The organism is Pigmentiphaga kullae, assembly GCF_004216695.1.
Classification (GTDB): Bacteria; Pseudomonadota; Gammaproteobacteria; order Burkholderiales; family Burkholderiaceae_B; genus Pigmentiphaga; species Pigmentiphaga kullae.
Genome location: NZ_SGXC01000002.1, coordinates 1,731,312 through 1,757,443 on the forward strand (window position 1 = coordinate 1,731,312; position 26,132 = coordinate 1,757,443).

The window sequence follows — 26,132 nt, forward strand, 5'->3', positions numbered from 1 at the left end:
CAGTAGCAAACGCAGTACCGCCCGGGGCGCCACAAGCGGCCCGGGCGCCATCCGAGAACACAAGATACGGAGCGAAGGGAGCGAAATATGTTGGACGCCAATCTCAAGACCCAGTTGCAGGCCTACCTGGAAAAAATCACGCAGCCGATCGAGATCGTCGCGTCCCTCGACGACGGCGACAAGTCTCGCGAGCTCGCTGAACTCCTGAAGGAAATCGCCAGCCTGTCGGAACGCATCACGCTGATCGAGCGACGCGACGACGACGAGCGCAAGCCCTCCTTCACCATCAACCGCCCCGGCGAGAACATCGGCATCCGCTTTGCCGCCATTCCCCTGGGCCATGAATTCACGTCGCTGGTCCTGGCCCTGCTCCAGGTCGGCGGCCACCCGATCAAGCTCGATGCCGACGTGATCGAGCAGATCAAGAACCTGGACGGCGATTTCTCGTTCGAGACTTATGTGTCGCTGTCGTGCCAGAACTGCCCGGAAGTCGTCCAGGCGCTGAACGTGATGTCGCTGCTGAACCCGCGCATCCGCCAGGTCACGATCGACGGCGCGCTGTTCGAGGACGAAGTCGAGAAGCGCCAGGTCATGGCCGTGCCCACGGTCTACCTGAACGGTGAAGTATTCGGCCAGGGCCGCATGAGCGTGGAAGAATTCCTTGCCAAGCTCGACAGCGGCGCCGGCCAACGCGACGCCGAAAAACTCAGCGCGCGCGAACCGTACGACGTGCTGATCGTCGGCGGCGGGCCCGCGGGCGCGGCCGCGGCCGTCTACGCGGCGCGCAAGGGCATCCGCACCGGCGTCGTGGCCGAGCGCTTCGGCGGCCAGGTCCTGGACACGCTGGCGATCGAGAACTTCATCTCCGTCAAGGAGACCGAAGGGCCCCGGTTCGCCACCGCGCTGGAAGAACACGTCAAGGCCTACGACGTCGACATCATGAACGTACAGCGCGCAGAGGCCCTGGTGCCCGGCGCCAAGATGATCGAGGTCAGGCTGGCCAACGGCGGCGTGCTCAAGGGCCGATCCGTCATCCTGGCCACCGGCGCCCGCTGGCGCGAGGTGAACGTCCCGGGCGAACGCGAGTACCGCAACCACGGCGTGGCGTATTGCCCGCACTGCGACGGACCGCTGTTCAAGGGCAAGCGCGTGTCGGTGATCGGCGGCGGCAACTCCGGCGTGGAAGCGGCGATCGACCTGGCCGGCCTGGTCGAGCACGTGACCCTGCTCGAATTCGCCCCCGAGCTGCGCGCCGATGCGGTGCTGCAGCGCAAGCTCAACAGCCTGTCCAACGTCACGGTCATCACCCAGGCGCAGACCACCGAGATCACCGGTGACGGCAAGAAGGTGAACGGCCTGAAGTACAAGGACCGGCAATCGGGCGAAGAACACCACATCGAACTCGAAGGCGTGTTCGTGCAGATCGGCCTGGTGCCCAATACCGAATGGCTCAAGGGCACCCTGTCGCTGAGCAAGCATGGGGAAATCGAGGTCGACGCCAGGGGCCAGACCTCGGTGCCCGGCGTGTTCGCCGCGGGCGACGTGACGACCGTGCCCTACAAGCAGATCATCATCGCCGCGGGCGAAGGCGCGAAGGCTGCGCTCAGCGCCTTCGATCACCTGATCCGCTCGTCGGTGGAAGCCGACGCGCCGGAAACGGCTGCAGTGCCCGCCTGATTCCGTTGCTGGGTTGGCGGTCCAAGGCCCGCGGGGTTCGCCCCGCGGGCCTTTTTTATTTGGTGGATGCCAAGGGCAAGGCCAGGGCCCTGACGATCGCGCGGGCCGCCTCCGCAGGAGCCAGTGCGCAGGTATCGATCGCTACTTGCGGCTCCGGCATGGCGCGCTCGGACGCCGCAAACTGCTCGCGCAATTCCCGTAGAAGATCGAGCGATCGCAGCTTCCCGAACTCGGCACGACTCGGCGCGACCAGGCGTTTTTCCTGCTCGGCCGCTGGAACGCTCAATCGAACAAACCGTGTCCTGCCACCGGCGGCTTCCACGATGTCCCGTGCGCGCTGGGCAAAGCCCTCGGCAACCGACGGCTCCGGCGCGAACGTGAAGACCAGGGAGCGCGCGGCCACCGCGGCCTCGTGCATCATGTCAAGCCACATGCGTTCCCGCAGCCTGACAAACTGTTCGGTACCGAAGGGGAACACGGACGCCACGGCATCGACAATCAAGTGATTGTGGAAGACGGAAAAACCGGTCAGGCGACCGAGCTCCCGTGCAATGGTCAACTTGCCGGATGCAACGGGTCCATAGATGAAAATCATTTCCATGCCAGGCATTATGGCATCGCCGCCCCCTAGGCGGCGGCATCGTCGCCGGACTCCCACTGCTCGAGCAGGATGGCGATGTTGGCCGCCGTGCGGCCGATGTGCTGGGCCAGCAGTTCGCCCGCGCGCGCCTCGTCGCGGTCCAGGGTCGCACGCAGGATGGCCTCGTGTTCGTCGGGAATGTCGCGGTCCAGCGGACGCTCGCGCAGGAAGATGCGGCGGTAGCGGTCGGAGAACGCCAGCAGTTTCTCGCAGAACTGCGCCAGCACGGGCATCTGGCCGCCGCCGATCAGCGTCAGGTGGAACTCGCGGTGGCGGATTTCCCATTCCACCAGCGCCTCGGGATCGGAGGCGGCCCGCTTCTCGACTTGCTGCAGGCGGTGGTGGGCCGCCAGCACCGCGACCTCCCAGTCCTCGCCGCCCTGCTGCATGGAAATCCGCAGCGCATGCGGCTCGAGCATGGTGCGCAGGTCGGTGATTTCCTGGTGATTGCGCATGGACACGGGCGCGGCCTGGTAGCCGCGCTGGTCCTGCGCGATCACCAGCCCCTCGGCCGCCAGCCGCGATAAAGCCTCGCGCAGCGGACTGAGGCTGACGTGGAATTGCTGACTGAGCTGGTTCAGGCGCAATTGCTGGCCCGGCGCAAAGGTGCCGTTCAGCAATTCGTCGCGCAGCGACTGGGTCAATTGGGAGGTCAGGGATGTGCTCATGGACCGGGGTCAGCCATAAAATCGATATTGACTGTAAAATCGATTTAAATAAATATAAACGAAAATCGACAATCAGGAGGATTTTCCCATGCTACCCAAACGCATCGACCGCGCCGCCGTCGACTCCCGCATCGGCCCTTACGCCGACACCGAACAAAGCCTGGACGAGCGCGCCGCCATCTACCAGGAACTGATCGGCTTCGTTCCGCCCCGCATCGAGGCCCGCCTGGCGGTGACCGGCGCGCTCGATCCCAAGCTGGTGGACCTGCAGGAGAAGATGCGCGAGCACGCGATGTACCCGAAGTGCTTCGACGTGAAGACCGCGCAGCTGATGCTGTTCGGCATGCTGCTGATGGACCTGAGCGACGCCGCCGTGCTGCATGGCATCGCCGCGCGCCGCGCCGGCGCGACCTGGGAGGAAATGCAGGCGGTCGTCAGCCTGTGCTTCCTGTTCCGGGGGCTGTCGGCCGCCAACCGCGGCGCCGAACTGCTGGCCAACATCGCCGATCACGAAGCCAAGAAGGAATCCCAGGGCTGAACGCCTCGGCCGGCCTCGGCGACCCGGCCTTTTCACCCACACGATCGCCGCGTGGCTCCGCCACAGACCAAGAACCAGGAGACAACATGACTTCCTTCTTCCGCCCCACCCGGCGGGCCGGCATGCTCGCGCTGGCCGCCGCCTTCGGCTGGCCGTTGGCCGCCGCCGCGCAGGACTACCCCACCCGGCCGGTCCAGCTCATCGTGCCGTTCGCGCCCGGCGGCGCCATCGACCAGATGGCCCGCGCGGTGGGCGCGGCGCTCGGCCGCGAACTCGGCCAGCCCATCGTGATCGAGAACAAGCCCGGCGCGGGCGGCAACATAGGCGCGGAGCAGGTCGCCCGGGCGGCCCCCACCGGCTATACCCTGCTGGTCGGCACGTCGGCCACGCATGGCGTCAATCCGTCGCTGTACGCCAGGATGCCTTACGACGCGGTCAAGGACTTCGTGCCCGTGGCCCATTGGGGCTCGGTGCCGAACGTGCTGGCGGTCAACGCCTCGTCCAGCATCCGGTCGGTCGAGGACCTGGTCGCGCAGGCCAAACGCGAACCCGGCAAGCTGACCTACGGCTCGGCCGGCAACGGCACCTCGCTGCACCTGGCCGGGGAACTGTTCAAGCAGGCCGCGAAGGTCGATCTGGTGCACGTGCCCTACCGGGGCGGCGCCCCCGCCTCGCTCGATCTCCTGGCCGGCAACATCACCATGATGTTCGACACGGTGGCGGTCTCGCTGCCCAACCTGCGCGCGGGCAAGACGCGCGCGCTGGCGGTCGCGGCGCCCGCGCGCCACTTCGCCCTGCCCGACGTGCCGACCTTCGCCGAGAAAGGCTATCCCTCGGTGGTATCGGCCACCTGGGCCGGCGTGTTCGCGCCGGCGGGAACGCCGGCGGCCGTCGTGCAGAAGCTGGAGGACGCCAATCGCCGTGCGCTGGAAGATCCGGCGGTGGCCGAGGTCATGCGCAAGACCGGCGTGCAGGTTGAGTTCCGCGGCAGCCGCGATTTCACCGCCTACGTGGCGAGCGAGATCGCGCTGTGGGGGAACATCATCCGCAGCAACAACATCCGCGCGGACTGACGCCCCGCGTACGCAGGCCCCGCCGCCCCGACGGGGCCTGCCGGTACCCCTTCGAACCACCGCAGGCACGAAACGTGGCACCATTACGACCGCGCTGCCCGTCCCTCCTCGCCGAGCGGTGAAATCCATGCCACACATTCCAGAAAAGAAGCCTGAATCGCTAGGCCAGGCCGCCTATCGGCAATTGCAGGAAGCCATCGAAACCGGCGTCCTCAAGCCGGGCGACCGCGTCAGCGTGAACGCGCTGGCCGACCGGCTCGCCATCAGCCGCACGCCGGTCCGCGAAGCCATCGCCTGGCTCGAGACCGACGGCCTGATCGTGCACCAGCCCTATCTGGGCCGCGTGATCGCCGAACTCGACCACCAGATGGTGAACGAGCTTTATGCGCTGCGCTTCGTGATCGAGCCCGCGGCGGTCGGCATGGCGGCCAAGAACGCCACCGATGCCGAGATCGACGTCCTGCGCGAGATGCTCGAGTTCGAACGCTCGGTCCTGAACGATCCCATCGAGCGCGAGCGCCACAACCGGCGCTTCCACAACGCGCTGTACCGCACCGCGCACAACCGCTATGTGATCAGCACGCTGCGCGCGCTGCAGACGCCCATGATCCTGCTGGGGCCGGCCACCGCCACCAACCCCAAGCGCCTGCAGGACGCGTATGCCGAACATGCCGAGCTGGTCGAATGCATCGCCGCGCACGACGCCGACGGCGCCCGCGCGGCCATGGTCCGGCACCTGACCGGCGGGCAGCGCGCCCACGTCAGCTACCTGCTCAACCGGCAGTCCGACTAGGGCCCCCGGCGTTCAGCCGCCCACGACGATACCCAGCTTGTCGATCAGGCGGGTCCACTGCTCCAGCTCCGCACGGATGAAGGTCCCGAACTCGGCCGGCGTCGTCAGCGAGGGCTCGGCGCCATGTTCCATCATCTGCTTGACGATCTCGGGCTCGCGCAGCGCGGCGTTCACGTCCTTGTTCAGCTTGTCGACCACGGCGGCGGGCGTGCCCACCGGAGCGAGCAGGCCGAACCAGCCCACCGCCGCGTAACCCGGCACCCCCGCCTCGGCCACCGTGGGCAGGTTGGGCAAGGCCTTCGAGCGTTCGGCGCTCGTCACGGCAAGCGCTTTCAAGCGGCCCGTATCGACGTAGCCCATCACCGTCTGCGCGGGCGCGAACATCAGACTCAGCGTCCCACCCAGGAGATCCGTCACGGCCTGGCCCGTGCCCTTGTAGGGCACATGCATCATCTCGATCCCGGCCACTTCCTTGAACAGTTCCACGGACAGATGCGAAGCCGCGCCGACTCCCGACGAACCAAAGGTCAGCTTGCCCGGCTCGGCCTTGGCCTTGGCGACCAATTCCTTGAGATTGCCGATGCCCAATTTGGGATTGACCACCACCACATAGGCCGAGGCCGACACCAGCGAGATGGGCGCGAACTGCCCGACGTTCTTCTTGTCGAGCGACGCGGTCGAACTCATCATCAACGTATAGCCGTCGGCCGGCGCCCGCGCCACGAAGTTGGCCCCGATATGTCCGCTGGCACCCGGCCGGTTGTCCACGATCACCTGGGTCTTCCAGACCTTGGTCAGGTGCGCGCCGAGTATGCGCGCCAGGGTATCCGCGCCGCCGCCCGGCGGGAACGGCACCACGATGGTCACCGGCCGCGACGGAAAGGCTTGCGCCTGGGCCTGCGCCGGCAGCACCAGGGCCAACGGCAGCAAGGCCGCCGCCGCGCAGACCGTGCGGCGCGCCGTATCGATTGCACATTTCATGATTTATCTCCTCCAGTGAAAACAGTCGCCAGGGGTTGTTATTGATCGTTCCCGGCAAGGTTCAACGCGCCGCCACGATGCGCGTGCGCAAGGCCATGGCGGGCTCTTCGAACGCGCACTCGACCACGTCCCCCGGCTTCAGGAACAACTCGTCGGCATTGGGCTTGCCCACCGCCACGCCGCCGGGCGCGCCGGTGGAGAACATGTCGCCGGGCTTGAGCGGCAGCAGCCTGGAGAAATGCTCGATGATGTCCGGCAGCTTCCAGATCTGGTCCGAGGTATTGACGCGCATGCGCTCTTCGCCGTTGACGCGGCAGGTCACCCAGATGTCGTAGGCGTCGCGCACCTCGTCCATGGTGATGATGTACGGCCCCAGCGGCCCGAAGCCCGGAGCGTTCTTGGCCGTCCAGAAGCGCGATCCCGACGCGACCTCGCGCTTCTGGGTATCGCGGCAGGTCAGGTCGTTCAGAATGGTGATGCCGGCCACGTAGTCGAAGGCATCCTCGCGGCGCGCGCGATAGGCGGGCTTGCCGATCACGAACACCAGTTCGGGTTCGTAGTCCAGATGCGGCACGTCCACCGGCCGCTCCACCTCGGCATCCTGGCCGACCAGGCAGGCGTTGAGCTTGATGAAACCGGTCGGCTCCTCGGGCAGTTCCTTGATGAGATCGGTGCGCTTGAGTTCTTCCAGATGGGTGCGGTAGTTCTTGCCCACGCACAGGAATTTCTCGGCATCGGGTACGGGCGGCAGCAGCCGGACATCGTCAAGCGCATAGGCCTGGCGCTCGCGCAGCGCGGTGTCGCCCGAGGCCGCCTCCAGCAGCCGCCGCGCGCGAGCCAGGCCGGCGTCCCCCTCTTCCAGCAACGCCCGCATGGAATGCGGGAAGGCGCCTTCCCCCGGCTCCACGGCGGCCGCGCAGCGCGCCAGGTCGAGCATGCGGTCCTTGCACAGCACGCCGACGCGGGCGGCGGACGATTCGGCAGGAACGGTAAAGGTGGCGAGTCTCATGCGGGGGGCCTCAATCAGCGTATCGAAGTGGGCGATGCTATTCCTGAATTCAATTAAATTCAACTGAATTCAATTGAATTCACTCATAAAAAACGCCGGGTTCTCCGAAGAGAACCCGGCGTGGCGGGTGGGCCGGCCGCGTCTACCTGGGCGCGGCGGCCTGGCCTTCCCGGCTTTCCAGCGTGAACGTGGCGCCGGCGTCCTGGGCCAGGACTTCGGTCAGCCAGGGCATGATTTCCTTCAGGGCCGACTCCAGCACCCACGGCGGATTGACGATGAACATGCCGCTGCCGTACAGGCCCAGGCCGTCGCTGGAAGGCTTGCGCACGGTCAGGCTGACGTGCAGCCACGAGCGCGCGGGCACGCGCGCCAGCCGTCCCGCCAGTTGCTGCGACTCCAGCCGCTGCACCTGCGGGTACCACACCGCGAAACAGCCGGTGGCGAAACGCTTCAAGCCCTCTTCCAGGCAGTGGAGGACGCGGGCGTAGTCGCGCTTGTCCTCGTACGACGGATCGATCAGCACGATGCCGCGCCGCGTGGGGGGCGGCAGCAGGGCCTTCACGCCGTCGAAACCATCCGCGGCGTAGATCATGGTGTGGCGTTCGATCTCCCTGCCCAGGTGGCGGCAGTTGCGCCGCAGGACGTCGATCTCGGTGGGATGCAGCTCGAACAGGCGCAGGCGGTCCCGCTCGCGCAGCGCCTGCGCCGCGATGAAGGGCGACCCGGGATAGTGGCGCAGCAGGTCGTCCTCGTTGAAGGCGGCGATCTCGTCCACGTATTCGGCCACGACGCCCGGCAGGTCGTCGCGCGTCCACAGGCGCGCGATGCCGGTCTCGAACTCGGCGTTCTTGCCCGCCCAGTCCCCTTCCAGCGCGTAGATCCCGGCGCCCGCGTGGGTATCGATGTACCAGTACGGCGCGTCCTTCTGGGCGAAATAGCGCAGCAGTTGCACGAGGACGAGGTGTTTGAGCACGTCGGCATGGTTGCCGGCGTGGAAGGCATGGCGATAGCTGAACATGGTATTTCCAGAAGAGCGCCCATTGTAGGCGTCCCGGCGCTCAGGACGCCCCGCGGCGTTACATGTGCCACGCATCCCTTGCAATCGTGACGGCATGCACCGGGATCCGCGTGAAACCGGCCTGGGGCGGCATCGCGCCTTACAAATGCACACAGCCTGCTTTGACACCCGATCGACCACCCCCGTATGTTGAAAGCATCGGCCACCTCCACCCGCTGGAACGGCCGCTTTCAAGGAGAGATCGATGAGGACACGCAACCTGATGATCGCCGCCATGATTGCAGCCTTCTCAGCCGCCGCGCCGATGGCCATGGCCCAGGGCGATGGCCAGGGTACCAAGGAATCGGCGAGCAGCTTCGCCGGCGACACGGTGATCACCACCAAGGTCAAGGCCGCGCTGCTGAAGGAACAGGCGACGCAGTCGCTCAGCATCAAGGTCAAGACGGTCAAGGGCGTCGTGCAATTGTCCGGCTCGGCGGACGACTCGGCGCAGATCGATTCGGCCGTGCGGGTGGCGCGCGGCATCGACGGCGTCCAGGACGTCAGGAACGACATCCAGCTCAAGAAGACGGGCGACCGCTGATCGGCACACGGGCGGCGCCGTCGACCGCCGCCCGGAGTCCTGCCATACCTGGCTTTTCATTTTGATGAACCGCCCCTAATATGCGCCTGGGGGGGCTGGCCGTCGACGGGGCCAGGACCGGCACGCGCCAGGCCGCAACGGCGGCGCGCGCCGCAACGGGCGCTGCGCATGGCTTCCCACTATCGTCCACGCACCTGGAAGCCACCATGCTAGAGCGCCTATTCAAACTCCACGAACACGGCACCAATGCTCGCACCGAGCTGCTGGCGGGAATCACCACGTTCCTGACCATGTCCTACATCATCTTCGTCAACCCGCAGATCCTGTCCACCACCGGCATGGACAAGGGCGCCGTCTTCGCCGCCACCTGCATCGCGGCGGCGATCGGCTCGCTGATGATGGCCTTCGTCGCCAACTACCCCATCGGCATGGCGCCCGGCATGGGACTGAACGCGTTCTTCGCGTTCACCGTCGTGGCCACCCTGGGCTTCACCTGGCAACAGGCACTGGGCGCGGTCTTCATCTCGGGCGTGATCTTCATCGTGCTGACCGTTACGGGCGTGCGAAGCTGGCTGATCGCCGGCATCGCGCCATCCCTGCGCAGCGCGATCGCTGCCGGTATCGGCCTGTTCCTGGCCATCATCGCGCTCAGCAGCTCGGGCATCGTGGTCGCCAGTCCCGCCACGCTGATCACCATGGGCGACCTGCACAAGCCCGCTCCGCTGCTGGCGATACTCGGTTTCTTCATCATCGCCATCCTGGACGCGCTGAAGGTCCGCGGCGCCATCCTGCTGGGCATCCTGATCATCACCGTGCTCAGCATGGTGCTGGGCATCAACGAATTCCACGGCGTCTTCTCCACGCCGCCCAGCCTGGCGCCCACCTTCCTGCAACTGGACATCCTGGGCGCGCTGCACATGGGCTTCGTGCACGTGGTGCTGGTGTTCGTGCTGGTCGAAGTGTTCGACGCCACCGGCACGCTGATGGGCGTGGCGAAGCGCGCCGGCCTGCTGGCCGAGGGCAAGAACCGCATCGGCCGCGCCCTGCTGGCCGACAGCACCGCCATCACCGCGGGCTCGCTGCTGGGCACCAGCAGCACCACGGCCTACGTCGAAAGCGCCTCGGGCGTCCAGGCCGGCGGCCGTACCGGCCTGACTGCCCTGGTGGTGGGCGCGCTGTTCCTGGCCGCGCTGTTCATCTCGCCGCTGGCCGGCTCGGTGCCCGCCTACGCCACCGCGCCCGCGCTGCTGTACGTGGCCGGCCTGATGATGCGCGAACTGATCGACGTCAAGTGGGACGACATCACCGAAGCCATCCCCGCCGCGCTGACCGCGCTGGCCATGCCCTTCACGTACTCGATCGCCACCGGCCTCGCGTTCGGCTTCATCAGCTACGTCGTACTCAAGGCATGCACCGGCCGCGTCCGTGAAATCCATCCCGCGGCCTGGCTGATCGCCATCCTGTTCCTGGTCCGCTTCGCCTTCTTCGCGGCCTGATCCGCGAACGGGGGTCTAATCCTCGTCGACGAACAAGGTGCAAGCCCCCTCTTCCGCCGCGCTGGCCGCCCGCCGCATGTGACCGAACAGGTCGCGCCCCACGCCGCGGCGATGCGGCCGCAGGTCGGGCGCGGCGCCGGCCGGGCGGGCATCCAGGTCCGCCAGCACCTCCAGCACGCCGCGCCCCGCATCCAGCCGCACGCGGTCTCCGGTTCGCACCCTGCCGATGGCGCCGCCCTTCAAGGCTTCCGGCGTGACGTGGATGGCCGCGGGCACCTTGCCCGACGCCCCCGACATGCGTCCGTCGGTGACCAGCGCGACGTGGAATCCCCTTCCCTGCAAGACCGACAGCGTGGGGGTGAGCTTGTGCAGTTCCGGCATGCCGTTGGCGGCCGGCCCCTGCCAGCGCACGACCGCGACGAAATCGCGCTCCAGTTCGCCCCGCTGGAAGGCGGCCAGCACCTCGTCCTGGTCGTCGAACACGATGGCGGGGGCCTCCACCACCTGGTGCTCGGGCGCCACCGCCGATATCTTGATGATGGAGCGGCCCAGGTTGCCTTCCAGCACGCGCAGCCCGCCATTGGGCGAGAACGGACGGTCCAGCGGACGCACGATGGTCTCGTCGCCCGGCACCTCGGCGCCGTCCCGCCAGGCGAGCCGGCCGTCCTGCAGACAGGGCTCGCGGCAATAGGCGTCCAGCCCCTTGCCCACGATGGTGGTGACGTCCTCGTGCAGCAACCCTCCCATCCGCAGTTGGCGAATGACGAATTGCAGCCCGCCCGCGGCCTGGAATCCGTTCACGTCTGCCTTGCCGTTCGGGTAGACGCGCGCCAGCAGCGGCACCACCTCGGACAAGGCATGGAAATCGTCCCAGTTCAGCGCTATGCCCGCGGCCCGCGCCATGGCCACCAGGTGCAGGGTGTGGTTGGTCGAACCGCCGGTGGCCATCAGCCCGACAATGCCGTTGACGAAGGCTTTCTCGTCCAGGACATCGCACAGCGGCGTGTACCGCCCGCCGCCGTGCCACAGCGATACGGCCTGCATGGCCGCCTCGCGGGTCAGCGCCTCGCGCAGCGGAGTATGGGGATTGACGAAGGACGTGCCGGGCAGGTGCAGGCCCATGAACTCCATCAGCATCTGGTTGGAATTGGCAGTGCCGTAGAAGGTACAGGTGCCCGGCCCATGGTAGGCCAGGCTCTCGGCTTCGAGCAGTTCGGCGCGGCCGACCTTGCCTTCGGCGTACAGTTGCCGGGTCCTGGCCTTCTCGTCGTTGCCCACGCCGGTGGTCATGGGCCCGGCCGGAATGAAGACGGCGGGCAGGTGGCCGAAGGACAACGCACCGATGACCAGGCCCGGCACGATCTTGTCGCACACGCCCAGGTACACCCCGGCGTCGAACATCTGGTGCGACAAGGCCACGGCCGTGGCCATCGCGATGACGTCGCGCGAGAACAGCGACAGTTCCATGCCTGCCTGGCCCTGGGTGACGCCGTCGCACATGGCTGGCACGCCGCCGGCGAACTGCGCCGTGGCGCCGGCCGCCAGCGCGGCTTCCTTGATCCATGCGGGGAAATCGGCCAGCGGCTGATGGGCCGACAGCATGTCGTTGTAGGCCGACACGATGGCCAGGTTGGGCTGCTCCTGCACCTTGAGCATGAGCTTGGCGCGATCGGGCATGGCCGCGAAGCCGTGCGCCAGATTGGTACACGACAGATGGCTGCGCTCGACCTTCGTGCCGGCCCTTGCCCGGGTTTCCTCCAGCCACCGCGCACGGCGGTCCCCGCCTCGGGCGATGATGCGGTCGGTAACTTCCTGCAGGACGGGATGCAAAGACATGGCGGACGACCTCCGGGATCCTGGCGCGCCCGCAAATATCGGGCCCGCTAGCCTTCCAGCGACTTCAAGCGGCGCAACTGGGGAAACAATACCATCCACAGCAGGGCCACCGCGATCGTGCCCGCGCCGCCGATCAGCACCGCCGGCACGACGCCGAACAGCGCGGCCGTCACGCCCGACTCGAACTCGCCCAGTTGATTGGAGGTGCCGACGAACAAGGAGTTCACCGCGCTGACGCGGCCCAGCATTTCCGGCGGCGTCTGCAACTGGACCAGGGTGAAGCGGATCACCACGCTGACCACGTCGGACGCCCCCAGCACGAACAGCGCCGCCATGGAGACGGCCAGGTGCGTGGACAGGCCGAACACGACCGTGGCCAGCCCGAAGACCACCAGCGACGAGAACAGCATGCGGCCGACGTTGCGATGGATGGGATGGTGGGCCAGGAAGACCGACATGGCCAGCGCCCCCAGGGCGGGCGCCGTGCGCAGCAGCCCCAGCCCCCATGGGCCGGTGTGCAGGATGTCGCGCGCATAGATGGGCAGCAGCGCGGTGGCGCCGCCCAGAAGGACCGCGAACAGGTCCAGCGACAGCGTTCCCAGGATGACCGGACGACTGCGGATGAAGGCGATGCCCGAGAACACGGACTTGAGCGTGACCGGCTCGCGGATGGACGCGGTGCGTTCCGCCCGTATCAGCGCCACCAGCCCCCCGCCGACGAAGAAGAATACGCAGGCCACCACGTAGGCGACCATGGAGCCGAACCCGTACAGCAGCCCGCCCATCGCGGGCCCGAGGATCTGCGCGGTCTGGGTGGCGGAGGTGGACCAGGCCGCCGCCTGGGGAATGAGGCTGCGCGGCACCACGCCCTGCACCAGCGCCGCCATGGTGGGCGACTCGAAGGCGCGCGCGGCGCCGCCCAGCGCCACCAGCCCCAGGATGGCGTCGCGCGTCAGCCAGCCTTCCCAGGTGCCGAAGGCCAGCAGGCCCGCCGCGACCGACTCCACCGCCATGCAGACGCTGGCGATGGCCCGCCGGTCGTAGCGATCGGCCACCTGCCCCACGACGAAGGTCAGCAGTACCATGGGCAGGAACTGCGCCAGCCCGACCAGGCCCAGGTCGAAGGCACTGCCGGTGATCTCGTAGACCTGCCAGCCCACGGCCACCGACAGCATCTGGAACGACAGGGTCGACATGACCCGGCTGAACCAGAACAGGACGAATGGCGGATGGCGCGCGACCGACGGGATGTCGGCGGGATTATCTTCCGAACTCATCACCCATCTCTTGCGCGCGATGGGCGGCGGCCTGCATGGCCCGCACGACGGCCTGGCGGAAATTCGCCTGGGCCAGGACGTCCAGGGCCGCGGCCGTGGTGCCGCCCTTGGAGGTCACGCGCTCGCGCAGCACCGACGGCGGTTCGGAGGACGCGGCCGCCAGGCTGGCGGCGCCGGACAGCGTGGCCAGCGCCAGCGCGCGCGACTGCTCGTCGTCCAGCCCCACGGCCTTGCCGCCTTCGATCAGGGCCTCGATGAACAGGAACACATAGGCCGGCCCGCTGCCCGACAACGCGGTCACGCCGTCCAGGTCGGCCTCGCGCGAGACCCAGACGGTGCTGCCGACGGCTTCGAGCACGGCCTGGGCCAGCGCCCGGTCGGCCTCGCTCACGCCGTCGAGCGCGGCCAGGCCGGTTGCGCCCTGCCCGATCAGCGCGGGCGTGTTGGGCATGCAGCGCACCACGCGCGGCCACGGCTGCGCGTCGGACCCCAGCCAGCGCGCCAGGTCGGCGGCCCGGATGCCCGCGGCGATGCTGATCACCAGGCTGTCCTTGAGCCAGGGCCGGCCGGCCGCGGCCACCTCCTTCATGACTTGCGGCTTGACCGCGTAGACCCAGATGGCGCAGCGGGACAGTACCTCGTCCGGCGCCGCCGCCACCGTGGCCCCGCGCGCCGCCCAGGCCTGCCGGGTGGACTCGTTCGGATCCACGACGTGGACGTTCTCCATGGGGCAGAACTTGCCGGCCAGGCCGGAGATCAGCGCGGCGGCCATGTTGCCGCCGCCGATGAATGCGATGGAAAGCGCTTGGGTCATTGAAATTTCCTTGGATGGCATGGCGGTCGCGCGGTCAGGACGAATAATCCCGGGCGCCGAAGATGGCGGTGCCCACCCGGACGATGGACGCCCCGGCCGCCACCGCGGCCTCCAGGTCGTCCGACATGCCCATGGACAGGGTATCGAGCCCGAAGCCTTCCCGGTTCAGGTCGCGCATGAGCGCCGCCAGGCTGGCGAAGACCGCCTGCTGGCGGACGGGGTCCTGCTGGGGGGCGGGGATGCACATCAGGCCGCGCAGGCGCACGCGCGGCAGCGCGGCGATTTCCCGCGCCAGCCCGAGCGCTTCGGCGGGCGCCACGCCGCTCTTGGTGGGCTGGTCGTCGATGTTGACCTGCATGCACAGCTGGAGGTCGGCCATGCCGGGCGGCCGCAGGTCGGACAGGCGCTGGGCGATCTTCAGGCGATCGATGCTGTGGACCCAGTCGAAATGGGCTGCGACCAGGCGGGCCTTGTTGCTTTGCAGGGGGCCGATGAAATGCCATTCGGTGCCGGCCCGCAGATCGTCCAGCGCGGCCAGCTTGTCGACGGCCTCCTGGACGTAGCTTTCGCCGAAGGCCCGCTGCCCGGCCCCGTGGGCCTCGCGCACCGCCTGGGCGGAAAAGGTCTTGGACACCGCCAGCAGCGCCACCTCGCCCGGCGCGCGGCCGCAGGCCTGGGCGGCATGGTCGATGCGCCGGTGGACGGCGCGCAGGTTGTCGGCGATGAGCGACATGGCTTCAGGGGAAAAGCGACGATTATATAGGCCGCCCACCCCGCCGAACCGTCCGCGCTAGCCCAGCAGCGTGGTCTGCACGAAGATGCCGGCGAACACCGAGAAACCGAACCAGGTATTGTGCAGGAAGGCGCGAAAGCACGCCGCGCGGTCGCGATGGCGGATCCACCACAGGTGGCGCACGGCGATGGCGGCGGCGCCCGCCAGCCCCGCCGCGTAGGCCCATCCGTAGTCCAGCATGGCGCCGACCACGCCCAGCAGCGCCAGGGTCGCCGCATAGCATACGCCCACGGCGGCCACGTCCCACTTGCCGAAGGTGACGGCGGAGGTGCGCAGGCCGAGTTTGAGGTCGTCGGGCCGGTCCACCATGGCGTACTCGGTGTCGTAGGCGATCGCCCAGAAGATGTTGGCCGCCAGCATGATCCAGCCTTCCAGCGGCACGGTCTCGAGCACGGCCGCGTAGGCCATGGGGATGCCGAAGCCGAAGGCGATGCCCAGGTAGGCCTGGGGGATGGCGAAGAAACGCTTGAACTTGGGATAGGTGACGGACAGGAACACGGCCACCACGGACAGGGCCCAGACCAGGTGGTTCATGGGCAGGATCAGGAGCAGCGCCAGCAGCGTCAGCGCCAGCGTCACGCCCAGCGCCTCGCGGCCCGAGATCAGTCCCGACGTCAGCACCCGGTCGCGCGTGCGCTCGACGTGCAGGTCGACGTCGCGGTCGAAATAATCATTGATGCCGCAGCCGGCCGAGCGCATCAGCACCGTACCCATCACGAAGGCGAACACAAAATACAGCGACGGCCCGCCCTTGCTGGCGGCCCACAGGGCCCACAGCGTGGGCCAGACCAGCAGCAGGATGCCGATCGGCTTGTCCAGGCGCACCAGGCGCATGTACAGGCCCAGGCGGTGGGAAAGGGAGACGGGAAACGTAGGGTCCATGGCGTTATGGTAACAGCGCCTCTCACAGGATCGGGTGATGCGTGCCCACCCTTCGATTCCTAGAATGCGCGCATGAGAAAACTCCTGCTCGCACCCGCGCTGCTATGCGCAGCCCTCGCCGGCTGCGCCACGACAGACCCGGCGGATACCGCCCGTTCGCCCGAAGCCATCGCGGCGGCCCAGGCCGCCTTCCAACAGATCCAATGGGGTTTTTTGCAGCCTTACATCGGCCACTTGTACGTCAATGACGACGGCGACCAGTTGCGGGTAGCGGCAGAACCGGACAAGAGAGCGCTGGCCATCAGCCTTTACTCGGCCAACCGCCTGGTACATGCCAACTCGGTCCGGCTCCTGGTTCGCACCACGGCGACCCAGGACACCTACCATGTGCTGATCGAAAACTCCGGCATGTTCAGCGACGACGAGGCGACCATCCGCTTCGACCAGAGTGGCCGCATGCAGGTATTGAACGGCTCTCTCAACGATCTGCAATTGACCCTGACCGAGTCTGCCGCGCATTTTTCCTACGCGGCGTCGATCGGCCCGTTCAGCATGACGCCCAAGCCGCTGCGCCGCGACGTCTACACCCTGCCCGACGGCAGCACCGTTCCCGTCAGCCTCGATCCGGGCTCTCCCTACCAGCAGTTGCGCGCCGCCGGACCGTTCGGCATCTGGGAACACAGTGTGGGCCAGACCTTCGTCAGCCGCACCATCCTGCTCAAGGTCGACAAAGACGAGGCAGGCAACCTGGTTCTCGAATTCAGGCTGCCCGACGGATCGAACCCCGGCCGGGAGGTCTTCCGCGCGCCCTCCAGGACGGACCCCAGGGCATTCCGCGTACTGAGCATGCCGAACCGGCCCGCGGGTTCCTTCGAAAGCAGGCAACTGACGCTGTCGGCGGACGACCGTCTGACCCACCGCTACACGGGAACGGAAAACATCTTTACCTACAACGGCGACTATCTCGACACCTACGTCAACCGCGGCAACTCCATCCGGATGATGGGACGATCCCAGGACCCAGACGACGACGAGTATTCGACCTGGAACAATATCTACCTTCCCGTGACACGCGAACGCCTGGCCGCGGCCATGGAAAACCGGGAAAAGGATCAGGTCGAGCGCGAACGCGCCCGGGAATATGCCCAGCGTCGCGCCGCCGAACGGGCGGCCGAATCACAGGCCACGATGAACGCGATCATGAGCGGCCTGGCCAGCGGCTTCCAACAGGCCAACCAGACCAACATGCGCATGGCGCAGCAATCGCAGGACTTCGAACGCAACCTGAACCAGAAGCTGCGGCAGATCGGGCAGCAGAAACAGCAGCGCGAGCGCGAAGCCGCCGAGCGCGCCGACCGGATCATGGCGGCGAACGCCGCGGCGGCGCAGGCCCGCGCGGCCTCGTCCCCGACGTCCCCCGCCTCGTCCGCGCCGCAACGGACCGCGGCCGCGACGCCGGCGGCAAGCCCCCAGGAGGCCCGGCGTCTGCAAGAAGCCCAGCGCAAGCAGGAAGAACAGCGCAAGGCCGAGGAAGCCCGCGCCGCGGAACAGGCCAGGCTGGCCAAGGAAAAACAGCGCGAGGAAGAAACCCGCAGGAAGGCGGAGCTCGCCCGCCAGGAACAGGAACGCCGGACCCAGGCGCTGCTGGATCATCTCGCCGCCGAGCGGCGCGCCATACGCCTGCAGGCGGCCCAATGCCCCGCCAAGGGGGGACTGCCCTCGGTGATCGGCATCCGGCCCCGCGTGCAGCCCAAGGTCGCCAACTGCATCACGGTGCATTTCGAAGCCCGCTGCCCCGCCGACCGTCCCGGCACGGGAATGACCGGGTCGATCTGGGCCTACAACGGCATGGGCAATTGCACCGAAACCGGCGACCTGCCGCGCAAGCTGGCCTGCGACGTGCGGGAAGCGGTGGTCGAGGTCACGAACGTGACCACCTGCCAATAACAGCGGCGGGGCCCTGCCGGGCCCCGGACACCGCTAGTTCAGCCCGCGCAGCGCGAAGCGCTTGAGCTTGCCCGTTTCGGTACGGGGCAAGGCGTCGACGAAGCGGATGACGCGCGGGTACTTGTAGGGAGCGATGGTGCGCTTGACGTGCTCCTGCAGGGTCTTGGCCAGATCGTCTCCAGGCGCGAAGCCGGGGCGCGGCACGACGAAGGCGGTGACGACCTGGCCGCGCTCTTCGTCGGCGACGCCGATCACGCCGCATTCGGCCACGGCCTCGTGCTGGAGCAAGGCGCTTTCGACCTCGGGGCCGGCGATGTTGTAGCCGGCCGAGATGATCATGTCGTCGGTGCGGGCCTGGTAGTACAGGTAGCCGTCCTCGTCCATCATGAAGGAATCGCCGGTCAGGTTCCAACCCTGGCGCACGGCGTTGGCCTGGCGGTCGTCGGCCAGGTATTTGCAGCCGGTGGGGCCGCGCACGGCCAGGCGGCCGACGGTGCGGGGCGGCAACGGCTGCATGGATTCGTCGACGATGCAGGCCTGGTAGCCGGGCACCACCTTGCCGATGGCGCCGCGGCGCACGTCCTGGCCGGCGCTGGAGATGAAGATGTGGATCATCTCGGTGCTGCCGATCCCATCGGTCATCTCCACGCCGGTCGCCTGCTTCCAGCTCTGGCGCGTGGCGTCGGGCAGGGCCTCGCCGGCCGAGACGCAATGGCGCAGGCTGGAGATGTCGTAGCCCGGGGCCAGGGCCGCCATCTGGCGGTAGAAGGTGGGCGCGGTAAAGACGACGGTGGCGCGGGTGGCCTGGATGGTTTCCAGCAGCGAGGCCGGGGTCAGCTTCTCGGACAGCACGGTGGAGGCGCCGGCGCGCAGCGGGAAGCACAGCATGCCGCCCAGGCCGAAGGTGAACGCCAGGGGCGGCGTGCCGCAGAAGATGTCGTCGGGCGTGGCCTGCAATATCGAGCGCGGGAACAGGTCGCACATCGCCAGCACGTCGCGGTGGAAATGGATACAGCCCTTGGGACTGCCCGTGGTGCCGCTGGTGAAGGCGATCAGGCAGACGTCGTCGCCTGCCGTATCGCACGCCGGAAAGGACGAGGGCTTGGCGCGTGCCAGGGTTTCCAGCGATTCGGGGCCGTCGTCGTTGAAGTAGCGGGCCTGAGCCAGCGTGGGGCAATGGGTGGGGCCGGGCCGCATGCAGGCGTCGATCTCGTCGCGCAGGCGCGCGTCGCACAGCACCGCGCTGACCTGCGCCTTGTCGATGACGGGCTTGAGTTCCACCGCGCGCAGCAGCGGCATGGTGGGCACCGCCACCAACCCGGCCTTGATCGTGGCCAGCAGGGCGACCGCCATGGCCGGGTTGTTCGGACCGCGCAGCAGGACGCGATTGCCGGGCACGAGCCCCATGTCCTCGATCAGGACATGGGCCAGGCGGTCCACCCTCTGCCGCAGTTCGAGATAGGTGATGGCGGACGGCTTGCCGTCGGTCACCGTCCAGAGGGCCGGACGCTGTCCGTGTCCCGCCGCCACCGCGCCGTCGACCAGCTCGGCCGCGCAATTGAAGCGGGCGGGATAGCGGACGGCGGGATGATCGAGCAGGAATGCCGGCCAGGCCTCGGGCGGCGGAAGATGATCGCGCGCAAAGGTATCGAGATGCCCCGAGCGTTCCATGAGTGGTCTCCAGCGGTATGCGCGGCCTCGCGGCCGGGCAGTGATGGGTCGAAGATTAATTTAACTTAAAATTTTTAAACCTCAAATAATTTTCCGCATCCAGGCGGAGAAAAAACATAGAAAAAATCCCTGCATCGCGTCGCCCGCGAGGCAGGGATTTCCATGACACGGCGCCAGGGACGGCGCCCGGGCCTCGGGGTTATTGCAGCAGGCTGCGCAGCATCCAGGCGGTCTTCTCGTGGAATTCCAGGCGCTGGGTCAGCAGGTCGGCGGTCGGCTCGTCGCTGGCGGCGTCGGCCACCTTGAGGATGTTGCGGGCGGTCTTGGCCACCGCCTCGTGCCCCACCACCAGCTGGCGCACCATTTCCAGCGCCTCGGGCACGTCGGTCGGTTCGCTGATCGTGGTGAGCTTGGCGAATTCGCGGTAGGTGCCCGGCGCGACGTGTCCCAGCGCGCGGATGCGCTCGGCCACGTCGTCGATGGAGTTCCACAGGTCGGTGTACTGGGTCATGAACATGGCATGCAGGGTGTTGAACATCGGCCCCGTCACGTTCCAGTGGAAGTTGTGCGTCATCAGGTAGAGCGTATAGGTATCGGCCAGCAGCTTGGACAAGCCCCCGGCCACCGCGGCGCGGTCCTTGTCCGAGATGCCGATGTCGATGCGCAGCGCACCGGCGGCCGAGCGGGCCGCGCCACCATTGCTTGCGGGTTTCTTGGCAGTTGCTTTCTTCACCATAGCTGACTCCTTGTCAAAGTCGAAACCGACGTCACAGGATACTAGATTGGGATGAATCGCGACATGACAAGCGCCGCGCGCCTCAGGCCGTCTGCGCGCTGGCCTCCAGCATGGTCACGCCGTTCAGCCGGCAGTCGTGGATGGCGGCGATCAGGGTGTCGATGGCGGCCGTGCGCGGGAAGCTCTTGCGCCATGCCAGCACCACGCGCCGGTCGGGAACCGGCGCCTCGAAGGGGATGTAGCGCAGCAGGTCGCGATCGTCGGGCTGGGCCGGGATCGACGACATGGGCAGCACCGTGATGCCTATGCCCGATGCCACCATGTGGCGGATGGTCTCCAGCGACGACCCTTCGAAGGTCCGCTGGATGCCTTCGGTCGTCGCCGAAAAGCGCGACAGCTCCGGGCACACCTCCAGCACCTGGTCGCGGAAGCAATGGCCGGTGCCCAGCAGCAGCATGGTCTCGCTCTTGAGCTCCTCGGCCTTGACGTGGCTGCGGCTGGCCAGCGGATGGCCCTTGGGCACCGCCACCACGAAGGGTTCGTCGTACAGCGGCTGGATCGTCAGCCCGGCGTCGGGCAGCGGCAGGGCCATGATGGCGCAATCGATCTCGCCCTGGCGCAGCAGCTCCAGCAGCCGCGTGGTGAAGTATTCCTGCAGCAGCAGCGGCATCTGCGGCGCGCTCTCGATCAGGCGCGGCACCAGTTGCGGCAGCAGGTAGGGACCGATGGTGTAGATGACGCCCACCCGCAGCGCGCCGGACAAGGGATCGTGCCCCTGCTTGGCGATCTCCTTCAGGTTGGCGCTTTCCTCCAGCACCTTCTGGGCCTGGGCCACGATGCGCTCGCCGATGGGCGTCACGCCCACCTCGGTGCCGCCCCGCTCGAACAGCGTCACGCCCAGTTCGTCCTCCAGCTTGCGGATGGCCACCGAAAGCGTGGGCTGGCTGACGAAACAGGCTTCGGCGGCACGGCCGAAATGCCGCTCCCGCGCCACCGCCACGATGTACTTCAGTTCAGTCAGGGTCATCTCTCGCCTCTTTTCAAGCCTTGAGGAAATCTTCGCGCCCGCGCATCCATCGCGCCAGGTGGGCGGACACCACGTCCTGCGCGCGCGCCTGCAACTCGGCGGCGGCTTCGTGCGCCTGCTCGGCGATCTCCAGGTCGGCGTCCAGGTCGGCGAACCGCATCAGCGCCAGGCCCGATTGCCGCACGCCCAGGAACTCGCCGGGCCCGCGCAGTTCGAGGTCGCGCCGCGCGATCTCGAAGCCGTCGGTGGTTTCATGCATGGTGCGCAGCCGCGCCTTGGCCACCTGCGACAGCGGCGCCTGGTACAGCAGCACGCACACCGACTCGGCCGCGCCCCGCCCTACCCGGCCGCGCAACTGGTGCAGCTGCGCCAGGCCGAAGCGTTCGGCGTGCTCGATCACCATCAGCGAGGCGTTGGGCACGTCGACGCCGACCTCGATCACGGTGGTGGCCACCAGCAGGTCGAGATCGCCATCCTTGAAGGCCTGCATGACCGCCGCCTTCTCGGCGGTCGGCAGCCGGCCGTGCACCAGTCCCACGCGCAGTTCCGGCAATGCCTGCCGCAGCGTCTCGAAGGTGTCGACGGCGGTCTGCAGCTCCAGCGTCTCGCTTTCCTCGACCAGCGGGCACACCCAATACACCTGGCGGCCCGAGCGGGCGGCGTCGTGGATGCGCGCCACCACCTCGTCGCGGCGCGTGTCCGACAGCAGCTTGGTGATGACCGGCACCCGGCCCGGCGGCAACTCGTCGATGACCGAAACGTCCAGGTCGGCGAAGAAGGTCATCGCCAGCGTGCGCGGGATGGGCGTGGCCGACATCATCAACTGGTGGGGAAAGACCTCGTCCTCGCCGCCCTTGTTGCGCAGGGCCAGCCGCTGGCCCACGCCGAAGCGGTGCTGTTCGTCGACGATGGACAGGCCCAGCCGCGCGAACTGCACGTGCTGCTGGATCAGGGCCTGCGTGCCCACCGCCAGCGGCGCCTCGCCGCTTTCTATCAGCGCGGCCGCCTCGCGCCGGCCCTTGGGCGTCAGGCTGCCGGTCAGCCAGGCCACCTTCACGCCCAGCGGCTCGAGCCAGCCCACCAGCTTGCGGAAATGCTGTTCGGCCAGGATCTCGGTGGGCGCCATCAGCGCCGCCTGGTAGCCGTTGTCGATGGCCTGCGCGGCGGCCAGCGCCGCCACCACCGTCTTGCCGCTGCCCACGTCGCCTTGCAGCAGCCGCTGCATGGGGTGCGGCCGGGTCAGGTCGGCGGCGATCTCGTCGCGCACCCGCTGCTGGGCGCCGGTCAACTCGAACGGCAGCGCGCGCAGCAGCCGCGCCACCAGTCCATCCGCCGCGGTCGAACGCGCCAGCGGCGGCGCCCGCTTGTCCAGCCGGGCGGCGCGCGCCCGCGCCAGCGACAACTGCTGGGCCAGCAGCTCATCGAACTTGATACGCAGCCAGGCCGGATGCGCGCGATCGACCAGGGGCTGCGTGGCCACGTCGGGCGGCGGCGCATGCAGCAGGCGCACAGCCTCGCCGAAGGGCATCAGGCCATAGCGCTGCAGCAGCGCCTCCGGCAGCGTGTCGCGCAGGTCCGCCCGCTCCAGCGCCGCGGCGATGGCCTTGCGCAGCGTGGCCTGGGGCAGCCCCTCGGTGGTGGGATAGACCGGCGTCAGGCGGTCGGGCAGCGGCGTATCCCCATCGGCGACCGTGGTGCGCGGATGCACCATTTCCATGCCGAAGAAACCGCCGCGCGCCTCGCCCCGCGCGCGGATGCGGCGCCCCACCGCCAGTTGTTTCTGCTGGCTGGGATAGAAATTCAGGTAGCGCAGCGTGAGTTCGCCGGTGTCGTCCTCGATCGCGGCCACCAGTTGGCGCCGCGGGCGGTAGGCGACCTCGCAGCGCGTCACCACGCCCTCGACCTGCGCCCACATGCCCGGCAGCAGCCGCTTGATGGGCGTCAGCTGCGTCTCGTCCTCGTAGCGGATGGGCAGGTGCAGGACAAAGTCGTCCGCGATGCGCAGCCCGAGCTTGCGCATCTTGCGCTGCTGCGGCGTCAGCTCGCTTTCGTCCTGGGCGGCGGGGCGCGCGCTCATGTCGGCCGGGATCAGATGACCAGGATCGCCTCGACCTCGAACTCGGCGCCCTTGGGCAGGGCGGCCACGCCCACCGTGGAGCGGGCGGGGAAAGGCTGGGGAATCAACTGCGCCATGATGTCGTTGGCCGTGCCGAACTTGGACAGGTCGGTCAGGAACAGGGTCAGCTTGACGACCTGGTCCAGCGTGCCGCCCGCCTGGCGCACCACCGCTTCCATGTTGGCGAAGGCCTGGCGCACCTGGGCCTCGAAACTGCCCGTCTCCAGTTGGCCGGTCGCGGGAATCAGTCCGATCTGGCCCGACAGATAGACGGTCTTGCCTGAAGCGGGCACGGCCACGGCCTGGGAATACGGGCCGACGGCCGCCGGCGCGGCGTCGGTGTGGATGATCTGCTTGCTCATGCTTGCCTCGAGGAATGGGGAAATCCGCGCCCGTGGGCGTCTATGCATAAAGCTATCAGAAATTCGTTTGCCATAGTGCCGACCCCGCCACGGGGTAACAATTTCCCTGTTGCTAGAATGGCCTTCAAAGCGCGATTCCTTCCAAAAGCGTACGCTGCGCGCCGCGCGATCAAGAAGCCACCCGACACCAGGCAGCAGGAACCCCTTCGTATGAAAGCAACCTCATGGCGCGAGCGTCTGCTGGGCAAGGCCCGGGACCCGCTGTCCCCGGACACCCGGCATTCCCTCGCGCTGGCGGCCTTCCTGGCCTGGGTGGGGCTGGGGGCGGACGGCCTGTCCTCCTCGTCCTACGGCCCCGAGGAAGCGTTCCGCGCGCTGGGCACCCATACCCACCTCGCGCTATTCCTGGCCATCGCCACCGCCATCACGGTATTCGTCGTCGCGCTGGCCTACAACCAGGTCATCGAGCTGTTCCCCACCGGCGGCGGCGGCTACCGGGTTTCGACCGCGCTGCTCGGCCCGACGGCCGGGCTGGTATCCGGTTCGGCGCTGATCGTGGACTACGTGCTGACCATCGCCATTTCCGTGGCCAGCGGCACCGACGCGCTGTTCTCGCTGCTGCCGGCAAGCTGGCAGACGTTCAAGCTGTGGACCGCCTGTGTGATGGTGCTCCTGCTGATCTGGCTGAACCTGCGGGGCGCCAAGGAAAGCATCAAGGTCCTCCTGCCCATCTTCGCCGGCTTCGTGGTCACGCATGCCGTCCTGATTGCCTGGGGCATCTTCGCCCACGCCGAGGGCCTGCCGCTGCTGATTCCCGACACGATCCGGGAAGTGCGCGAGTTCTCGCAGGAAGCCGGCTGGTTCTTCGTGCTGGCGGTGTTCCTGAAGGCCTATTCGCTGGGCGGCGGCACCTATACCGGGATCGAGGCGGTCTCCAACAACGTCGACCGCCTGGCCGAGCCCGTGGTCCATACCGGCAAGGCCACCATGCTGCTGATGGCCATCAGCCTGGCCTTCACCGCCGGCGGCATCATCCTGCTGTACCTGCTGTGGAACGCGACGCCGGTGGAAGGCCAGACGCTGAACGCCGTGGTGTTCGGCAACGTGCTGGGCGAGATGGGCTTCGGCGGCGGCAACCTGGTCGTGGCGCTGACCGTGGTGCTGGCCTTCGAGGCCGGCCTGTTGTTCGTGGCCGCCAACACCGGCTTCCTGGGCGGCCCCTCGGTGCTGTCCAACATGGCTTCCGACTCCTGGATGCCGCACCGTTTCCGCTACCTGTCGAACCGGCTGGTGACCGAGAACGGCATCCTGCTGATGGGCATCTCCGCCTTCGCCATCCTGCTGCTGACGGGCGGCAAGGTGTCCGTCCTGGTGGTGCTGTATTCGATCAACGTGTTCCTGACCTTCACGCTGTCGCTGGCGGGGTTGTCGCTGTTCTGGATACGCAACCGCCACAAGCCCCTGCACAAGAAGCACTGGCGGCAGCGGCTGGCACTGTCGCTGGTGGCCGTCACCATCACCAGCTCCATCCTGGTCGTGACCATCGTCGAGAAATTCTTCGAAGGCGGCTGGGCCACGCTGCTCATCACCAGCGTGCTGATCTTCATCTGCCTGGGGATACGGGCCCACTACCGGGAAACGCGGCGCCGCATCGCCGCGATCGACGACATCTTCGCCGACCAGTCCTTCGGCTCGGACTGCTCGCCGCCCGCGCTCGACCCCTACGCGCCCACGGCCGCCTTCCTGGTCGGCTCCAGCCGCGGCGGAGGCCTGCATGCGCTGCTGTGGGTGCAGCGCATGTTCCCCGACCACTTCAAGAACTTCATCTTCATCAACGCACGGACGGTGGACGCGCAGGTCTACGGCGGCCCGGAAGCGATGGAGGCGATGAAGCTGCAGGCGACGACCTCCCTGAAGTTCTTCGAGCGGTTCTGCAACAGCTACGGCATGGCCGCGACCAGCCGCCTGGGCTTCGGCACCGACGCCGTGCAGACCCTGGAAAAGCAGATCACCGAGGTCTTGCAGGAATATCCCAACACCATCGTCTTCGCCAGCAAGCTGGTGTTCAAGCGCGAGAATTTCGTCACCCGCCTGCTGCACAACCAGGCGATCAACTCGCTGCAGCGGCGCATGCACGTCAACGGCCAGCAGTTGATGGTGCTGCCCATGCTGATCGACTAGCGCCCGGGCGCGCC

The 26,132-nt window shown here is 67.7% G+C and carries 23 protein-coding genes; 8 read left to right on the top strand and 15 right to left on the bottom strand.

The genetic code is table 11. The annotated features are described in order from the left end of the window. Positions 1-87: 87 nt before the first annotated feature. On the top strand, positions 88-1,677 hold the full coding sequence (ahpF, locus tag EV675_RS22550) for an alkyl hydroperoxide reductase subunit F (protein WP_130359976.1): 1,590 nt from the start codon (positions 88-90) through the stop codon (positions 1,675-1,677). A 55-nt stretch (positions 1,678-1,732) separates the two neighbouring features. Here the strand turns inward: ahpF and EV675_RS22555 are convergent, their stop codons facing one another. Next, positions 1,733-2,272 carry an AAA family ATPase gene (locus EV675_RS22555; protein WP_242621546.1) on the bottom strand — a complete coding sequence of 180 codons (540 nt, stop codon included), beginning with the start codon at positions 2,270-2,272 and terminating at the stop codon, positions 1,733-1,735. A 32-nt stretch (positions 2,273-2,304) separates the two neighbouring features. Then, complete coding sequence (locus EV675_RS22560) at positions 2,305-2,985, bottom strand: GntR family transcriptional regulator (RefSeq protein WP_130359980.1); 681 nt, start codon at positions 2,983-2,985, stop codon at positions 2,305-2,307. Positions 2,986-3,073: 88 nt separating this feature from the next. Between EV675_RS22560 and EV675_RS22565 the strand changes: the two genes are divergently transcribed. The 3 genes from EV675_RS22565 to EV675_RS22575 all read left to right on the top strand — a co-directional run bounded on the left by EV675_RS22565 (position 3,074) and on the right by EV675_RS22575 (position 5,389). Further along, positions 3,074-3,523 (top strand): carboxymuconolactone decarboxylase family protein, encoded by a 450-nt coding sequence (locus tag EV675_RS22565; protein ID WP_130359982.1) that lies wholly within the window; start codon positions 3,074-3,076, stop codon positions 3,521-3,523. A gap of 86 nt (positions 3,524-3,609) precedes the next feature. Next, positions 3,610-4,596 (top strand): Bug family tripartite tricarboxylate transporter substrate binding protein, encoded by a 987-nt coding sequence (locus EV675_RS22570; RefSeq protein ID WP_130359984.1) that lies wholly within the window; start codon positions 3,610-3,612, stop codon positions 4,594-4,596. Between the two features lie 127 nt (positions 4,597-4,723). After that, on the top strand, positions 4,724-5,389 hold the full coding sequence (locus EV675_RS22575; protein WP_130359986.1) for a GntR family transcriptional regulator: 666 nt from the start codon (positions 4,724-4,726) through the stop codon (positions 5,387-5,389). A 12-nt stretch (positions 5,390-5,401) separates the two neighbouring features. On the opposite strand, the gene EV675_RS22580 is transcribed toward EV675_RS22575, so the two are convergent. The 3 genes from EV675_RS22580 to EV675_RS22590 form a co-directional block, all read right to left on the bottom strand. Next, on the bottom strand, positions 5,402-6,370 hold the full coding sequence (locus EV675_RS22580; protein ID WP_130359988.1) for a tripartite tricarboxylate transporter substrate binding protein: 969 nt from the start codon (positions 6,368-6,370) through the stop codon (positions 5,402-5,404). A 61-nt stretch (positions 6,371-6,431) separates the two neighbouring features. Further along, positions 6,432-7,379, bottom strand: coding sequence for a fumarylacetoacetate hydrolase family protein (locus EV675_RS22585; RefSeq protein WP_130359990.1), 948 nt, complete (start codon positions 7,377-7,379; stop codon positions 6,432-6,434). Between the two features lie 142 nt (positions 7,380-7,521). Further along, a complete protein-coding gene (locus EV675_RS22590) occupies positions 7,522-8,397 on the bottom strand; it encodes a 23S rRNA (adenine(2030)-N(6))-methyltransferase RlmJ (protein ID WP_130359992.1) in 876 nt (291 codons plus the stop codon). A gap of 244 nt (positions 8,398-8,641) precedes the next feature. Here EV675_RS22590 and EV675_RS22595 point away from each other — a divergent pair, with 244 nt between their 5' ends. Then, the gene (locus EV675_RS22595; protein WP_130359994.1) at positions 8,642-8,980 is read left to right on the top strand and encodes a BON domain-containing protein; all 339 of its coding nucleotides are present in this window, start codon (positions 8,642-8,644) and stop codon (positions 8,978-8,980) included. Positions 8,981-9,186: 206 nt separating this feature from the next. Further along, positions 9,187-10,476, top strand: a complete 1,290-nt coding sequence (locus tag EV675_RS22600) for an NCS2 family permease (RefSeq protein WP_130359996.1) — start codon at positions 9,187-9,189, stop codon at positions 10,474-10,476. Between the two features lie 15 nt (positions 10,477-10,491). Here EV675_RS22600 and edd read toward each other — a convergent pair whose 3' ends face one another. From edd to ubiA, 5 genes are read right to left on the bottom strand one after another with little or no spacing between them, the layout of a single operon-like run. Continuing rightward, the gene (edd, locus tag EV675_RS22605; protein WP_130359998.1) at positions 10,492-12,312 is read right to left on the bottom strand and encodes a phosphogluconate dehydratase; all 1,821 of its coding nucleotides are present in this window, start codon (positions 12,310-12,312) and stop codon (positions 10,492-10,494) included. A 47-nt stretch (positions 12,313-12,359) separates the two neighbouring features. After that, positions 12,360-13,589 carry an MFS transporter gene (locus EV675_RS22610; protein WP_130360000.1) on the bottom strand — a complete coding sequence of 410 codons (1,230 nt, stop codon included), beginning with the start codon at positions 13,587-13,589 and terminating at the stop codon, positions 12,360-12,362. Beyond that, the gene (proC, locus tag EV675_RS22615) at positions 13,573-14,403 is read right to left on the bottom strand and encodes a pyrroline-5-carboxylate reductase (protein ID WP_130360002.1); all 831 of its coding nucleotides are present in this window, start codon (positions 14,401-14,403) and stop codon (positions 13,573-13,575) included. The genes EV675_RS22610 and proC overlap by 17 nt, the downstream gene beginning before the upstream one ends. Before the next feature lie 34 nt (positions 14,404-14,437). Next, a complete protein-coding gene (locus EV675_RS22620; protein WP_087838216.1) occupies positions 14,438-15,136 on the bottom strand; it encodes a YggS family pyridoxal phosphate-dependent enzyme in 699 nt (232 codons plus the stop codon). Between the two features lie 57 nt (positions 15,137-15,193). After that, positions 15,194-16,078, bottom strand: coding sequence for a 4-hydroxybenzoate octaprenyltransferase (ubiA, locus tag EV675_RS22625; RefSeq protein ID WP_087838215.1), 885 nt, complete (start codon positions 16,076-16,078; stop codon positions 15,194-15,196). 72 nt (positions 16,079-16,150) lie between these two features. On the opposite strand from ubiA, the gene EV675_RS22630 reads away from it, so the two are divergent. Next, on the top strand, positions 16,151-18,025 hold the full coding sequence (locus EV675_RS22630; protein WP_130360004.1) for a hypothetical protein: 1,875 nt from the start codon (positions 16,151-16,153) through the stop codon (positions 18,023-18,025). 33 nt (positions 18,026-18,058) lie between these two features. On the opposite strand, the gene EV675_RS22635 is transcribed toward EV675_RS22630, so the two are convergent. The 5 genes from EV675_RS22635 to EV675_RS22655 form a co-directional block, all read right to left on the bottom strand. Further along, the gene (locus tag EV675_RS22635; RefSeq protein ID WP_130360006.1) at positions 18,059-19,696 is read right to left on the bottom strand and encodes an AMP-binding protein; all 1,638 of its coding nucleotides are present in this window, start codon (positions 19,694-19,696) and stop codon (positions 18,059-18,061) included. A 199-nt stretch (positions 19,697-19,895) separates the two neighbouring features. Further along, positions 19,896-20,432, bottom strand: a complete 537-nt coding sequence (locus EV675_RS22640) for a Dps family protein (RefSeq protein ID WP_130360008.1) — start codon at positions 20,430-20,432, stop codon at positions 19,896-19,898. 82 nt (positions 20,433-20,514) lie between these two features. After that, positions 20,515-21,459, bottom strand: a complete 945-nt coding sequence (locus EV675_RS22645) for a LysR substrate-binding domain-containing protein (RefSeq protein WP_124688620.1) — start codon at positions 21,457-21,459, stop codon at positions 20,515-20,517. Positions 21,460-21,472: 13 nt separating this feature from the next. Then, positions 21,473-23,536 (bottom strand): ATP-dependent DNA helicase RecG, encoded by a 2,064-nt coding sequence (recG, locus tag EV675_RS22650; protein WP_130360010.1) that lies wholly within the window; start codon positions 23,534-23,536, stop codon positions 21,473-21,475. A gap of 11 nt (positions 23,537-23,547) precedes the next feature. Next, positions 23,548-23,937: a Rid family detoxifying hydrolase gene (locus EV675_RS22655; protein ID WP_124688618.1), complete on the bottom strand. Its 390-nt coding sequence runs from the start codon at positions 23,935-23,937 to the stop codon at positions 23,548-23,550. A 210-nt stretch (positions 23,938-24,147) separates the two neighbouring features. Between EV675_RS22655 and EV675_RS22660 the strand changes: the two genes are divergently transcribed. Next, on the top strand, positions 24,148-26,118 hold the full coding sequence (locus EV675_RS22660; protein WP_087838209.1) for an APC family permease: 1,971 nt from the start codon (positions 24,148-24,150) through the stop codon (positions 26,116-26,118). Positions 26,119-26,132 lie beyond the last annotated feature (14 nt).